The following is a 14,574-nucleotide window of genomic DNA, read 5'->3' on the forward strand; positions in this document are numbered from 1 at the left end:
CAAATGCCTCCATACAAACACAAAATATCCAAATCTCGTTTTGTTTCGGGAATGCAATGTGAGAAAAAATTATACTTTGATATGTTCAGAGGTGATTTAAAACCCACACTATCTGAACAACAAAAAGCACTTTTTGAATCTGGTAATCTAGTTGGAGAATTGGCGCAAAAAGTTTTTCCAAACGGAAAAGATGCCAGTCCTGAAAGTTATTATGACTTCTCAAAATCTATTGAACAAACAAGAGCATGGATTAATGAAGGAGTGGCTACCATTTATGAAGCAGCTTTTTTTCATGATGAAGTGTTGGCTGCTCTCGATATTTTACACCATCAAAATAATGAGCGATGGGCTATTGAAGTTAAAAGTAGTACTTCGCTGAAAGACTATCATATTCTTGATGCTTCATTGCAATATTGGGTAATGAAACAATCGGGATTTACGCCAGATCGGTTTTATTTGATGCACATCAATAATAGTTATGTTAAAAATGGTGCCATTGAAGTAGAACAACTGTTTACTTTAGTCGATATTACCCATCAAGTAATTGCAAATCAAGAAATGGTTGAAAATAATCTTTCTAGATTTAAAGGACTATCAAAAGAAACAGAACCAATAATTGCTATTGGAAAGCAGTGCTTCTCACCTTTTGATTGTGATTATAAAGGGCATTGTTGGCAACATATTCCTAAAAATTCTGTTTTTGAATTAGGAAATGCTAGAGGAAAAGATTGGGAGTTATATAACAAAGGAATACTAGAATTAATAAATATTCCGAATGATATTGAATTATCCCATCGGCAACAACTTCAGGTGGAAGGATTGAAAAATGGAACTTCTTATATTGATAAAACGTCAATAACTGAATTTGTCTCTAAATGTGACTATCCGCTCTATTTTTTTGATTTCGAAACCATCTTTCCTGCCCTACCCATAGTTGATAATTCAAGTCCGTTTCAACAAATCCCTTTTCAATATTCTTTGCATATTTTGGAAGATGAAAATGCTCCATTGTTACACAAAGAATTTCTAGCGGAACCCTCCTATTTTAAAACAAATGACAAAACAAAAGATCCAAGAAAGAAACTAATTGAACAATTAAAATCAGACATTGGAACTACAGGAAGTATTTTGGCCTATAACGCTACCTTTGAAATTGATGTGTTAAAAAAATTAGCCCTTGCTTATCCTGAAGACGCAAACTTTCTAAATGATTTGGCAAATCGTTTTGTGGATTTATTAGTGGTCTTCAAAAATGGCTGGTACTATAAACCCGAAATGAAAGCATCGGCTTCTATTAAATCGGTTTTGCCTGCCATTGCACCTGAATTCAGTTATAAAGATTTAGAAATTTCAGATGGTGGTCTTGCTAGCACCACTTTTTTATCTTTGATTGAAGGCACTATCGAGTTTACTCCCGATCTAAAAAACAACCTCTTAGTCTATTGCGAAAGAGATACGGATGGAATGGTAATTTTATGGAAAGAGTTATTGAGATGTATTTAAGATTAAAAAGAAATTCTTTCAAAATAAATTATAACTAATTACCCTAAAATACCTTGCAACAATAAAAAGACAATTGGTGCATTATAGTTTATAACATAGACGCTTTTTTCCTTTCCACTGTAATCAATTTCATACCTGACTATAAGTGGATCATTCAAATTAAAGGAATAATAGGAGTGAGTAGATAAAAACTGTTCTATTACACCTTCTTTAAGAGAATCAAAATGGTTTGATTCTCTTAAAGATTGCGTTTGTTTAGACAAAACCTTAATATGCGCTATAGTACTTTCTTCATCAAGTAGCTTTTTAGTGTTTGAATAATGATGAAAAAAGTTTTCATTTTCGGAACTTGAATTCATAATCACAATGGTATCATATTCCAACTCTTTTTTAAAAAATTTAAGTTGTTCTACACAAGCAAATATATTCGACTGTTTTGTTAGGTTTGTTATTCGGTAACGCTTTTGCAAATCTGTTTTTAGTAAGTCTAATAAGTCCCTATTTGTGTTCATAATGTCCGGTTTTAAGCAAATCCAATTTTATCACTTTTGTTTTTTCTGAAATTTATTTCTTGCTCAATATACGAAATAAATTTACTTGTTGCAGACATGGCTGTTCCAAACAACAATTGTTCTGTTAGACATCTTTTCTTAACATTGTCAATTTGCCCACCGGTTAATGAATAGTCCATACTAGCTTTAACTAATAAATCTTCATCAACATCTTTATTAAAACTCTGTTTTAAGATAGCCAATCTCGTTTCTTTATTAGGCTTATCAAATTGAAGTTTATACAACATTCGTCTGTCAAAAGCCGTGTCAATATTTATCAACATATTAGTGGTTGCTATGAAGATACCTTTAAAGTCTTCGAGTTCTTGCAGCAACATATTTTGTACAGAGTTGTACATTTGATCGACTGATTTTTCTACAATACCTCTTTTGCTAATAATGGCGTCTGCTTCATTAAATAAGAGTATTGGAGTTCTATCATAATAAGTCATTGCCTCTCGGTATTCTTTGAAAACCCGTTTAATGTTCTTTTCTGATTGCCCAACAAACATGTTATGCAATTGACTAATATCAACCATCAAAACAACCCTATTATTTTGTTTAGCCAATTGTTTTACCAATTCTGTTTTACCCGTTCCAGCTGCTCCATGAAACAATAGTGTCAATCCCGACTGCAAACCATGTTCTTCAAATCGAGTTATTACCTCATCATAAGCATCGGATGTCAGTTGAAACACTTCGTCAATTTGCTCTTGATTTTCTTCGTTGAAAAATAACTTCTTCTCACTAATAGCATCTGGCAAAATAACTTGTGACAATTTAGGTCTAAATGGTTTCTTTACATCTGACTCCATAATTTCAAGTTCGTCTTTCAATCGATTACCTAGACTTACTCTAGAAAAATCAGCTAAAAAAGGTTCGTTAAAAACTAAAAATTCTTCTTTAAAGAGAATGCTTTTTTCTGAACTCACTCTGTTTTTAAAAACATAAGGAAATGAAGGGTCAGCACAAAACTTATCCAATTCATAATTCAAGTCAAACTCATCTACACCTGCTGCAGTGAATGCCATAACATAGAACAAAACTGTTTTTTCAGGATTGGTGATTAGTTCATTTTTAAAAATGGAATCAATAACCGGAAAACATCTAAAATGCGCCACGTAGTCCAAGACCGCCTCTACCAAATATTCATTATCAGTATCGACCATAGTATTCTTAAGAAATTTCATAATACTGAACATGGCTTTGATAACATTATCAGGAACAATAATGTCCAATAAGGATTTATCTTGCAATAAAATGGAATTCATGACCTCTTGAGAGAAATTATAATCGTTAATACTCTCAACATCATAGTTATTCTTGTTAGGAACCATCCAACCTTTCTTTTTAAGCTCATTTAATTTAGCGCTTACCTCTAAATAATTGATGGTTTTGTAACCAAGATACTTCATCGTTTGATTGACATTAAACTTATTTCCGGCAATTTGTTCGCACAACAATACAGCCATAACAGTCGCTGTATTACTGTCCACATCAAAAAAGAATCGGATTCGGTCTATGTCCTCTTTTAATTCAAGTTGCAATTCAAAATCTTCTAGTAAGTATCTTCCTTTGTATTCATAAACAGCACATAAGCTGCTAATCAATTGGTTTTGATATAAGTTATTCAAAATTTTTGCTTTTATAGTTTTAATTACAACAAGTACAGTTTTCGTTTGCAGGGATGTCAGTTCCATACCACTTTAAGATAGTTGGAAGACCTTGCCCATCATTAAAGGGTCTATAATTAGTATAGTACATGCTTCTTCTATTAGCCCAGAAATAATAGTTATAGGTGAACTCTTTTGCTAGATAAGGCATAGCAGTTGGAGTAAAGCGATTCAATTCTATCAAACATAATTTAACTATCATATTGCAGATGGGCATAATATCAGAAGAAAGCCCAACTTGTACTAAGACATTCTTATCTTCAGGTGAAACATACGCTGGCAGTAATCCTTCTAATTGTTTATTGGTAGATATCTCCTCTTCTTGGCTGTATTTATTGGTGCCATCATCGTTAATTAAACAAGAGTAACAAGTTCTAGCATCGGGTTTCAATATAAAAACATCGCCACCTTCTGCCCTAGTTATGGCTCTACCAAAAATCACTGTTTTTTGTAACTTGATGGCTGCTTGATTTATGGCAAAACGACTCGTGTTATTATCGGTAGCACAGATAACCAAATCGGATTTAGCCATAAGCGTATGAAGTAATTGATACTTCTTAACCACTGAAACTTCATGAGTATCAATTTTGGCAAAAGGATTTTTTTGAAGAATCAAATCCCTGACTGCTTTTGTCTTATACCTTCCCAAATCGTTTATTCCACATTGGTGTCTGGATATGTTGTGCAACTCCATAAAATCCATATCTATTAGGATAAACTCACCAACTCCAGACTTTGCTAATTCAACAGCAATGGTACTACCGAAGCTTCCTAGACCAATAATTAGTACCTTACATTGTTCCATATACTCTGTTTCTAACAAGCCTTTGCTTCTTGAATATAGCTCGCTCTTCTTAGGAATAAAATGAATGTCACAATCTACTACGGTGTCAATATCAAATAGGTGTGCTTTATGTTCTAATTTTTCAGTTCCTTGATACAAGCATATCAACAGTAAATGAGCTCCATCTTTTGGAAAATGGTCAAACAAGTAATTGTAAAAGGCTTCTCTACTTTCCTCAAAAGCTTTTTTATCTTCGAATACTCGAATATAAGCCACTGCAGGATAACCAGCAGGAGCAACTTTAGGTGGTTTGGTATATACATGGTAAACGCCTTCACCTCGCCATTCATAAGCGACAGCCGTAGTTTGTTCCACATTGGAAGCTAGAACTTCCAATAATTGTTCTTCATATAAAAAGACTTTATTTTTCATCACGTAGCTTTATTTGCAAAGCCATCTTGAGCTATACTATTAATAGTTGTAGCGTCTGGAGGCAAATTATCACTAGTTTTTGCTACGACAAATTCTCCAGTAGAAGGGTCAAAGACCAATTGAGTTGCAGGCTTACGATTACCTTTGTTTAGTTGGTCCAAGGATTGCAATACTTCGGTATTGCTAGCAGGAATAATAGCATTTTTGTTCATAAAGAGATAGTATATAATAATAATTAAGAATCCTAACATTGTAAATAATCATTGATTGGTTTGCCGTTTTTTAAATGCCCTTCGTATGCTTCTATCCAAATCTTTACCTTGAGAATAACTTTGTATAAGCTTTGGTTAGGATTCCAATTACCAGGATGGAAATGACATATCTGTACTCCTTTTGAACTGTTTTCAAGGATATGCATTTGATGCGAGAACTCAGGCAAACGTTTTCCTTTAAAATTTTTCAAACCTATTGGGTAAACAATAAAAGCATTGGGCATCTCCAATGGATAGATTTCTGAGAGTTCGATCTTGATTTGATAAATTTTACCAGATTGCGATTTCACACCTACCAACAACATTTCTTCTCCATCAACTTCTGAAAAAAGAAATCGATTGACAAAATACCTTTTCAAGATGGCAGTTTCAAAAAGAAGGCGTGACTCATTCATGACATTCTTCATTAGGTTCAATTACTTTAGTTGCCATTTCAACTATATAATTAAACGTATTTAAAACCAAAGAGCCATCAGAATTCCAATCTGAGGATTCCAACAGTTTACGAAATCTTATATTGTCCAAATCAAATTTGTATACTAAAGGAGCGGTAGTAGGAAAAGCATCAGGAAAAGTAACTTTACATAGGCCTGATTCTTCAGAACCAAACAGCAAATAAACCAAGTCTGTCGCATCCTCTTGTTTTGCTTTAACATATCCAAATTCTTGGTTCAATTTGTGCATGATGCCATTTAAAACTTCGCGATTACTTTTGATTCGTAGCCAGTAGTTTTCCGGATAATTCGGTTTAGAATAGACTTGGTCTTCAAGCGTAGTTTCTAACAAATTAACTAAACGAGCATATTCTGTTTTCGGCTGATGTAAATACGAGGCACAAGTAGCATCAAAAATAGTTCGAATAGGCGACTCACCAGGCAACACAACAAATCCAGAATGATCGTAAAGATGTTCTTTTCCTCTATTGTACTGATAGGCATTAATAGTAGTACTATCGTCGTTCACTATGTTGCCAATCATCAATAGAAAACGATCCAGTTGATAGGTATTCATAGCTTTTACAACTGTAGTAGAATCTTGTTGAGAGGGCTTTTTCAATTTGAAGGTATGGTGCGAATGAAAATTACCCAAATGCTGTAAGCCGTGTTTAGTTCGCAGCTCATCCCCAATAGACTTTAGATAATCTTCATCTTGATGGAAAGTGGTTTCAGTACGTTTGCATCGTTCTCCAGGACCAATTACATATTGAACTACTGCATGATTTGAGTGCGTCCAGAAGCCAAAAAGGTCGCAGCCGGTTTCGGTTTCAGGATAGTCCAAAATACATTGGGCGAGAAAATTTAACTCAGATTGATAGATGAGAACTTTGGATTGAATATTGACCATTGGTATTGTGTTTTGATTTCGATGCAAAAATAACTACGAGCTATGCAGTTTTTTGCGTGGCAGTTTTTGTCATCACCTCTGCATTTTTTTGCACGGGTGTTTTATATATTTGCAATATGAAAAACAAATACATAACACCCGAACAATTTAGAATACAATTGATTTGTAATATACTAGAAAAAGGTGCATCACTTAAAAAAATCAAGAATGATGTAAATGATAAATTAAGAGAAAACAATTTAAAACAATATAGTAATAGAATTTACAGTGAGGATATAAGAAAGATAAGAGAGGGTGATTTTGATTACATAGGTAAAGACAAGAAAGAACAAACATTTAGTGTAATTTACTATGTGTCATTAGATCAATATAGATTTGAAGAAGATACACCTTTTCCAAAATTCAGTTTACTTGACGAAAATGAACGCTTAACAGTACCTTTTTTGAAAGGAATATTAAAGCCATACGAAAGTCTTCCTGCTGTTGGAAAAATTCTTAATGAACTAAATGAAATATTTGATTTAACTGAAGAAGAAATTAAAAGTTCCGCTGCTGTAGTAGTAACTAAACCCATAATCCATAATTCTGAAAAAGTACATGAAAATATTATTAAAATATTAGAGCATATTAAAAATAAAAATTGTGTAGAGTTTATGTATACAACTGTTCATAATTTAAATGACAAGTTATCTGCGAGTTTTATGTGTGAAATTATTCCACTTCAAATAAAACTGCACGAAAATCTGTACTATTTAATAGGACAAAACATTAAAAAAGAAAATAGAATTGTCAATTTTAGAATTGATAAAATTAAAGGTAGTATAGATGCTATTGAAGATGAAGAAACAGGTGAGTTGAAAAAATTCAATTCAATTGATATAAAAAGTTTGAATCTTGAACAGTATTTTAAAAATGTAATTGGTGTTTGGTGTTATAGTGAAAAAGACAAAACAGAAACTATAAAAATCAAGTTTAGGGACTGGGCTGCCTCTTATATTTTGGCTCAACCTTTACATGATTCCCAAAAAATTATAAGAGACTTTTATAAAGTAGAATTTGGAGAAAAGGTTTTTGATGAGATTATTATATCCATTGATACGAGACTATCACCAGAATTTGATAATGATAATAACAGAAAAAAAACAATTTTGGAACGATCTAATGAATTAGCCTTTCTTTTAGGTCGGTTTAGAGAATTTTGTGAAGTAATCGAATAAATATTATATAATGAATAGAAAAGAACAAATTGACGAATTTTATGAATTGATAGAAAAATTACCCATTAGATATTTAAAAGATGTTAAAAATAGTGATTTGCCTGAAAAAGGAGTTTATTTTTTCTTTGAAGATGGCGAAAATAGAACAAATTTAAATCAAAAAAGAGTTGTTCGCATCGGAACACATGCTGTTCAAGCAAATTCTAAAGCAACACTTTATAAAAGACTGAAGCAACATTCTGGACCAAATCATGGATATGGAAGGCACAGAATGTCAGTTCAAAGGGAATTGATTGGATATAGTATTAGAAATAAAGAGTATTCAGGGGAATATAATGAATGGGGAATTAGAAATGAAAAGAGTAATAAAATAATTCTTATTCAAGAAAAAAAATTAGAAAAAGAAGTTTCTGATTATATTCTAAATATGCCTTTTATTGTATTAAAAGTTGAAGGAGATTCATCAAAAGATAATCTTAGAGCATACATAGAAAGTAATTCTATTAAATTATTATCAAATTATTGTAAAACTCCTGTTGATCCTCCTTCCGAAAATTGGTTAGGGTTGTATTGTGATAATAATAAAGTTATAAAATCTGGTTTATGGAATCGAAAAGAAATTGAAGAAAATAGTGAAATAGATTTTTATTTTTTCGAAAAATTAAAGCATTTAATAAATGATATGAAATAATTTTACAAAATTAAAATAATTTAATTTTAACCAAAATCTTTACAAATGTCCATACCTCTCCAAAAGCTCAAAATCAATGTCTTTGGAGAGCTATGGACTTTAAAGAAAGTCGCACTTACGCCTATTGAGTTTGAGTATTATGAAAGTATTGCCTCTAAAACGAATCAACCGCTTCATGAAGCTTTGTTAGACCCTTTCTTTTATCCAAAACTGCGATTAGAAAAGACGACTTCTTTTTTGGATTTAAAAGGTGAAGTAATTTCCGGGATTACTGAAAACACTTCCAATCAAATTGAGATTTGGTACAACGGAAAAAAAGAAAAAATATGGGTGGCTAATTTAAAAAACAGTACCCTCTTCCCTATTTATAATGTAAAATTCTCAGAACAACAAACGACTCTTTCTAATGGCATTTACATCGAAACCTACGAATTTGGTAAAATTGCTTCTTGCGAAATACTAATAGACGACTTTAAAAAAGAACTGTTAGAATTTAACTTTTTTAAAAACAATAATACACTGCTGCTCCAAGATAGTTTTAAATATAATGGTAAGGTATTGAAAGAATTAAAAACCGATAGTAACATCACGCGTTATCATAGTTTTGAGATTTAATTGATTTTAAATCACCTCTATTCCATCGGAGATTTTTAATTCGATATTGTAGTAGTTAAAATCGTTTGAATTTCCATTTTCAATTTCAATAATATTCAAAACACAATCATTCTGAGGTATTGGAGGAAATAGCAATGAAAAAAACCTCCAATCTTTTTTTGTTTCAAAGTAGTGATGCATTGGTGCTATGGGAATGTTTTCAGCATTGACAAGAGTATAACGCTTTTTTGTTATCTTATTTTCAATGAAAGTTTCTGGGGCTATTCTAATCCATCCTCCATTGATATAAATATCTTTAGCAACATAACCAAAATCAATTTTAGTATACTCAGGTGTCAAATGTATTCTAAGCAGATCTGGATTGCCATGGTGATTTTTGATTACTTTAGGGTGAAATAGATAGTTCTTTTTTTGCGACTTCATATCAATTATTTTTAACTTCATTAATTAACCATTCAGGAGATACTACTACTATTTCTTTACCATACGATCGCAATTCCCTAACTAATTCAACTGTAGGAACCACCTCTATTGAAAAATCACAATAGCCATATTGACTCTTTTTTGCTTTCTGACTCTTATGAATAGGATAGGATTCAAAATAATTAGTAATCAAAGGTGTCGTTCTAAAAACTACTTTCTGCTTGGATTGATTTTCATAAGGATAAACACCATAAATATCGTTACAATACAAATCAATATCAGTTTGATTTATTAGGATGAATTTTCTTTTCAAGGGTATTGGCTCATAAATTCTATCAAAACCAAAAGTTCGCAAAGTAGTATGATATTCAGAAAACCCAATTAAATACCAACGATTATCAAATTCTTTCAACAGAATTGGATGAACAATAACTGATTTGTATTCTCTTTTCTGGAAGGAATAATGAATAAATGAAATAGGTATTTTATTTTTGCAAGCAGAAAATAAAACATCAAAATTTTTAAATCCTCTAGAACCATTCACATAATCCGTTTGAATCAGTTTTCGATTGGTGTCTCCTTCTGGGAATTCTTCTTGATAAGTGGTTAAAATTTTATCTAAAGCTTGATTAAAACGGATACTAACTCTAGAACCACCAATGTTTTGTAACAACTCAATGGCCTCTTTAATACTTTCAATATCATGATCCGTTAATCCAACAGTATTAATTGAAAAATTTGGATTAGTATAATAATAACCATTATTACTTCTACTGTATTTAATGGGTGCATCAAAACCATCTGGCTCTGGAAGTTTCATATTTTTGATATCCTTTTCAATAGTATTTTCTGAAGGAAAAACATCCAATTTATTCAAACAAGCTTCTTGAATATCATTCAAGGTTGGATAAGGCTTGCTGGTATTCCTGATAAGAGAATCTATTACTTTATATCTTCTATAGGCGGATTTTGAAATTGGCATTGTTAATTTTTTTATAAAAATAGTAAAAAAAATCATTCCGTATATAGAATACGGTTGACCTCTTTAGCTTTGCTCTATAATTTAAAAATATTACTATTTATGAAATCAAATTTTGAAAAAGAAACACTCAAAGAAGTGCTCACAGAAACTGAATCATATGTATTCAAAAACCCAATTTCACAATACACTCCAAACGAACATTTGGGTATTGAAAAAATCAGTTTAGAGGATGACTTCACTAGAATTGACTTTGTGTACATAGCACCAAAGCAATACATCAATGGTGGGTGGATTCAAATGGATTCGGGATGCTTTATTAGACCTATAGGTTCTGAAGTGCGGTATAAAATGTTTAGTGCCATCAACATACCCATAGCGCCTGCAAAATATTACTTTAAAAGTAAAGGACAGGTACATCGTTTTACTTTGCTTTTTCCACCCTTACCAAAAAATGTCAAGCAAATTGATATCATTGAAAAATTGGCAGAGGGAACATTCTTTAATTTTTTTAGAGTAGCACTGCAACATAATGCACCAACAGTTATTAGAATTATAAACGAGAATTAAGAATGAAAACACAATTTAAACAAGGCCAAGTAGTTCGATTTAAAAATTACAGACGGAATAAAGACGAAAAAGAAGCTTATTTTATTGTAATTCAAGAAGAAGATGCAACTAACGAAATGGTGCTTTATACTATCAATACAAACCGATATTATATATCGGGCACCACAATTATACCTGAATTTCCGGAAGAAGATTTACGAATAGTTGACCTTAGACCAAGTGATTTAATCAACCAAGAAATAACGATTAAAGAAAACCTATTTAATGATGTAGTAATTGGAGTTGCCGTTTATTTTGGTAGTGAGAATGACACTATTGAATTCAATCAGGTTGGTAATTTTTTGGTTTCCAATATTGAATTTGAATTTAGTTCAACGATTAAACATCGATTGAAAGGGAATTTAAACATCAAATTAGACTATAACAACAACTTTTAACAACAAATACTATGATCATTTTAAAATCAATTCTGAAATTCTACCTTTATGGTGTGGTTATGTCGCTAATAATAGTGGGATTCATACATATTTATGGACTGCTATTTGATACCTTTTATGCCTATCCTGAACTTCCGACTATAATAAAAACCGGTTTGTTAAGTGGACTGCCTTTAGGATTATTTATATTCTTGTTAACTGCAAGTAACAAACCTTTAAAAACCAAGAACAAATATGTGCTGTTATCCATAAAAACAGCAACTTATTATTGGTTTGGAATACTACTAGGGTTAGTACTCATCGGTTTCCTTCAATTGTACATTTTTGTGTATAACGTAGATTATAATTACGCGACTTTAGAAAACATATTCGGCTTTTCAATCTTGTTAGGAATACCCTTAGGAATACTTGTTTATGTATTAATAACATTAGCAGAAAGTAGAAATGCTGTTGAAATAAGTACCAAGCACCTTATCAACCAAGCTACTTCTGAACTGATAATTAACTCCTCAACCAATAAAATTCAATGTTTGAAATTAGTACTAAACACTACCGAATTTCAAGAAAACACTATCCTTTACAATCCTAAACTACCTTTAGATATTGTATTTAAAGATGGTATGATTGAAAAAAAAATAACTATTAAAAAAGAACAATATAATTTTAAAATTACCAATACTAATTCGGATACAATTATAATTCCAACAGCAATGGATTGTACTATTCAATTAGATAAAATTTAAAAATATCAGATACTATCTAATCCTTTTTTCTCAATTGCAAGGTTGCAAAGATGGTTGTTTTTGATATGGTCCATTTAATTTTGTCCCATAATTTTAAACAATCCATATCATGAAAAACAAAAAAACACTTTACCATTTTGTATTAGACAGAAGTGGTTCGATGTCAAACTGCACTGAAACAACAATTAGCGGATTCAATGCTCAAGTAGAAACAATCAAGAAATTACAAGAAGAATTTCCAGAACAAGAATTTGAAGTATCCCTAACAATTTTTGATGACGTTATCGATCATGTGCAATCACATGTTGCTATCAACAACTTCGAGTCTCTAAGTAGTGCAAGATATACTCCAAGAGGAGCCACTGCCCTATTAGATGCTATTGGTATGTCCATCAACCAAATTAGAATATCTAACGAGACAAAGATACTAAATAATGAGATGAGTATCGTTATGGTTATTCTAACCGATGGAATGGAAAATGCGAGCCGTGAATTTACCTACCATCAAATTGCCAAAACTATTGCCGAACTTGAAGCTACTGAAAAATGGAATTTTACGTTTTTAGGTGCTGATATTGATGCAATTCATACTTCAAAAATGTTAAACATCCGTTCTGAAAATGTGGTATCCTTTAACAAATTAGATATGAATTTTATGATGGACGACATCAGTGAAGGTATGCGCCAATATTCTCAAAGTAAATCAGAGGGTGTAACTAAAAAAGACTTCTTAGATTTTATTAAAAACAAAGACAGAAGATAACATAAAGCTATTTATATGAAAAATTACACGTTTAATAAAGAACAAGGAAACTGGTACATAGATTTACCGAATTGGACCGGAACAAAAGGTGAATTACAAATGGTAGCGGGTGCAGATACCCTGTTAGACCAATTGTCAAATAATGGTACAACTGTAAATGTAACCTTATCAATTGACAAAGTATTTAACGCTCCAGGATTTCAAACCCTTAAGCGAATTGTTAAAACACCACCAAACGGTTGTATTTATCATTTAGGCTTTACTCCTGTTTGGTTGTGTAACGTAACTAAATTTGTTTTTGATGGTTTGTTGCCAAGACAAATACATTTTAAAGTAGTTTACTAAAAATAATAGACTAATTATTATAAAGAAATTACCAAAAAAAGTTTAATTTAGTTTTATGAATGTACACTTATTACGATCACCCGAATTAAAAATAGAAACCTATAGGAATGTGCTGCATTTATTGCAGCAATTCCAAGGTCCTATGCACTTTATGGCTTGCGAAGAAGACTTTTCAGAATTTAACAATGAGGCCGAAGAAATAACATGGCTACGCAAAAAAGATTTTGAGACGTCAACAGTAATGGAGAATGAATCAAGCAAATCTTCTTCTACTAATTATTCGTTAAGTTTACCCAAAATATCATTCCCTTACATCGAGAGAAAGAAAACTTGGGAGCAATTGTTTGCTGAATGTGATAACTATAGAAAATCAAAAGCGTTGCCTGATGAGGATATAGTGGTGTTGCTAACAGATATAGGGAATGAACTCAATTGGTTTGGTGGCGTTGCTCCATCTATGAAAAACTACTTTATCCAAACATCCAATTGGGAACATTTTTTTGGAAACTCCATTGATATCCGTTTTCCAATTGCCTATGAAATCATCATTTGGGTGATGCGCTATTATATGTTTCCTGATAGAGAAGAAACACTCAAAGGGGTTCATAAAAAATCGATTGGTTGCATCATGGATTTTTGTAAAGATAAATCTCAAATCATCTTAAAGATGCGAACCGCTGATGTCTGTGAAAGTTGTATGAATAAATTTATTGAACGTGACATTCCTACGTTATATTCCAGACAATTTTTCGATATTTTGGATGGAATTCGAAACAGTATGACTTTTAGAGGACGAGCAACTTTGTTACAACAACCTAGCAGAGTGGAAATTAGAGGTCATACTAAAAAAATATTTTTTACAGATTTAGGTGGATTGGAATTGGCCTTAAACCCAAAGGAAAAAGCCATATATTTCTTGTTTCTAAACTTCGAAGAAGGAATAAGAATATCGCATTTGTCTGATTACAGGAACGACCTAGAGCAACTTTACCGTCAATTTAGTAATCTATCTGAAAGAGAACTTATTGACAGAGCCATTGACGTATTGATAAATCCTTTAGAAAATGATATTAATGTAGTGCTTTCTAGAATCAATAGAAAGATCAAAAATGCTGTTGGTGATTCTTTATATGATTTCTATTGCATTAGAGGAGAACGAGGAGAAAAGAAAAGTATAAAGTTGAACAGGGAATTAATTATGTATACCTAATTATATTATTGTCTAAAAGTTG

Annotated in this window: 18 protein-coding genes; 10 read left to right on the forward strand and 8 right to left on the reverse strand. The window is 31.8% G+C overall.

Annotated elements, in window-relative coordinates; translation table 11 throughout:
• The first annotated feature begins 3 nt into the window (after positions 1 to 3).
• Positions 4 to 1,503 carry a DUF2779 domain-containing protein gene (locus ABD766_RS10415; RefSeq protein WP_344816628.1) on the forward strand — a complete coding sequence of 500 codons (1,500 nt, stop codon included), beginning with the start codon at positions 4 to 6 and terminating at the stop codon, positions 1,501 to 1,503.
• 38 nt (positions 1,504 to 1,541) lie between these two features.
• Here ABD766_RS10415 and ABD766_RS10420 read toward each other — a convergent pair whose 3' ends face one another.
• Genes ABD766_RS10420 through ABD766_RS10445 form a run of 6 tightly spaced genes read right to left on the reverse strand, consistent with a single transcriptional unit; the run spans position 1,542 to position 6,271 of the window.
• Positions 1,542 to 2,015 (reverse strand): hypothetical protein, encoded by a 474-nt coding sequence (locus tag ABD766_RS10420; RefSeq protein WP_344816629.1) that lies wholly within the window; start codon positions 2,013 to 2,015, stop codon positions 1,542 to 1,544.
• An 11-nt stretch (positions 2,016 to 2,026) separates the two neighbouring features.
• Positions 2,027 to 3,688, reverse strand: coding sequence for an ATP-binding protein (locus ABD766_RS10425; protein ID WP_344816630.1), 1,662 nt, complete (start codon positions 3,686 to 3,688; stop codon positions 2,027 to 2,029).
• A gap of 19 nt (positions 3,689 to 3,707) precedes the next feature.
• Entirely contained in the window at positions 3,708 to 4,943 is a 1,236-nt protein-coding gene (locus ABD766_RS10430; RefSeq protein ID WP_344816631.1) for a HesA/MoeB/ThiF family protein, read from the reverse strand.
• Positions 4,943 to 5,194, reverse strand: coding sequence for a hypothetical protein (locus ABD766_RS10435; RefSeq protein WP_344816632.1), 252 nt, complete (start codon positions 5,192 to 5,194; stop codon positions 4,943 to 4,945). Before ABD766_RS10435 ends, ABD766_RS10430 begins: the two co-directional genes overlap by 1 nt.
• Entirely contained in the window at positions 5,188 to 5,610 is a 423-nt protein-coding gene (locus ABD766_RS10440; RefSeq protein ID WP_344816633.1) for a hypothetical protein, read from the reverse strand. Before ABD766_RS10440 ends, ABD766_RS10435 begins: the two co-directional genes overlap by 7 nt.
• Positions 5,603 to 6,271, reverse strand: a complete 669-nt coding sequence (locus ABD766_RS10445; RefSeq protein WP_344816634.1) for a hypothetical protein — start codon at positions 6,269 to 6,271, stop codon at positions 5,603 to 5,605. The genes ABD766_RS10440 and ABD766_RS10445 overlap by 8 nt, the downstream gene beginning before the upstream one ends.
• Positions 6,272 to 6,675: 404 nt before the next feature.
• Between ABD766_RS10445 and ABD766_RS10450 the strand changes: the two genes are divergently transcribed.
• Genes ABD766_RS10450 through ABD766_RS10460 form a run of 3 tightly spaced genes read left to right on the forward strand, consistent with a single transcriptional unit; the run spans position 6,676 to position 9,082 of the window.
• The gene (locus tag ABD766_RS10450) at positions 6,676 to 7,776 is read left to right on the forward strand and encodes a WYL domain-containing protein (protein WP_344816635.1); all 1,101 of its coding nucleotides are present in this window, start codon (positions 6,676 to 6,678) and stop codon (positions 7,774 to 7,776) included.
• A 10-nt stretch (positions 7,777 to 7,786) separates the two neighbouring features.
• Positions 7,787 to 8,467: a GIY-YIG domain-containing protein gene (locus ABD766_RS10455; RefSeq protein ID WP_344816636.1), complete on the forward strand. Its 681-nt coding sequence runs from the start codon at positions 7,787 to 7,789 to the stop codon at positions 8,465 to 8,467.
• A gap of 45 nt (positions 8,468 to 8,512) precedes the next feature.
• On the forward strand, positions 8,513 to 9,082 hold the full coding sequence (locus tag ABD766_RS10460) for a hypothetical protein (RefSeq protein WP_344816637.1): 570 nt from the start codon (positions 8,513 to 8,515) through the stop codon (positions 9,080 to 9,082).
• A gap of 6 nt (positions 9,083 to 9,088) precedes the next feature.
• On the opposite strand, the gene ABD766_RS10465 is transcribed toward ABD766_RS10460, so the two are convergent.
• Together ABD766_RS10465 and ABD766_RS10470 are read right to left on the reverse strand one after the other, a co-directional pair.
• Positions 9,089 to 9,505, reverse strand: a complete 417-nt coding sequence (locus tag ABD766_RS10465; RefSeq protein ID WP_344816638.1) for a hypothetical protein — start codon at positions 9,503 to 9,505, stop codon at positions 9,089 to 9,091.
• 1 nt (position 9,506) lies between these two features.
• Positions 9,507 to 10,487, reverse strand: coding sequence for a helix-turn-helix transcriptional regulator (locus tag ABD766_RS10470; protein ID WP_344816639.1), 981 nt, complete (start codon positions 10,485 to 10,487; stop codon positions 9,507 to 9,509).
• A gap of 99 nt (positions 10,488 to 10,586) precedes the next feature.
• Here ABD766_RS10470 and ABD766_RS10475 point away from each other — a divergent pair, with 99 nt between their 5' ends.
• The 6 genes from ABD766_RS10475 (at position 10,587) to ABD766_RS10500 (ending at position 14,552) form a co-directional block, all read left to right on the forward strand.
• Positions 10,587 to 11,054: a hypothetical protein gene (locus ABD766_RS10475; protein WP_344816640.1), complete on the forward strand. Its 468-nt coding sequence runs from the start codon at positions 10,587 to 10,589 to the stop codon at positions 11,052 to 11,054.
• Between the two features lie 2 nt (positions 11,055 to 11,056).
• The gene (locus ABD766_RS10480) at positions 11,057 to 11,491 is read left to right on the forward strand and encodes a hypothetical protein (protein WP_344816641.1); all 435 of its coding nucleotides are present in this window, start codon (positions 11,057 to 11,059) and stop codon (positions 11,489 to 11,491) included.
• A gap of 59 nt (positions 11,492 to 11,550) precedes the next feature.
• Complete coding sequence (locus ABD766_RS10485; protein WP_344816642.1) at positions 11,551 to 12,234, forward strand: hypothetical protein; 684 nt, start codon at positions 11,551 to 11,553, stop codon at positions 12,232 to 12,234.
• Between the two features lie 109 nt (positions 12,235 to 12,343).
• On the forward strand, positions 12,344 to 12,997 hold the full coding sequence (locus ABD766_RS10490; RefSeq protein WP_344816643.1) for a VWA domain-containing protein: 654 nt from the start codon (positions 12,344 to 12,346) through the stop codon (positions 12,995 to 12,997).
• Positions 12,998 to 13,012: 15 nt separating this feature from the next.
• On the forward strand, positions 13,013 to 13,342 hold the full coding sequence (locus ABD766_RS10495; RefSeq protein WP_344816644.1) for a DUF6717 family protein: 330 nt from the start codon (positions 13,013 to 13,015) through the stop codon (positions 13,340 to 13,342).
• A gap of 151 nt (positions 13,343 to 13,493) precedes the next feature.
• Positions 13,494 to 14,552 carry a hypothetical protein gene (locus ABD766_RS10500; RefSeq protein WP_344816645.1) on the forward strand — a complete coding sequence of 353 codons (1,059 nt, stop codon included), beginning with the start codon at positions 13,494 to 13,496 and terminating at the stop codon, positions 14,550 to 14,552.
• Positions 14,553 to 14,574 lie beyond the last annotated feature (22 nt).

The organism is Flavobacterium cheonanense, assembly GCF_039539185.1.
GTDB lineage: Bacteria > Bacteroidota > Bacteroidia > Flavobacteriales > Flavobacteriaceae > Flavobacterium > Flavobacterium cheonanense.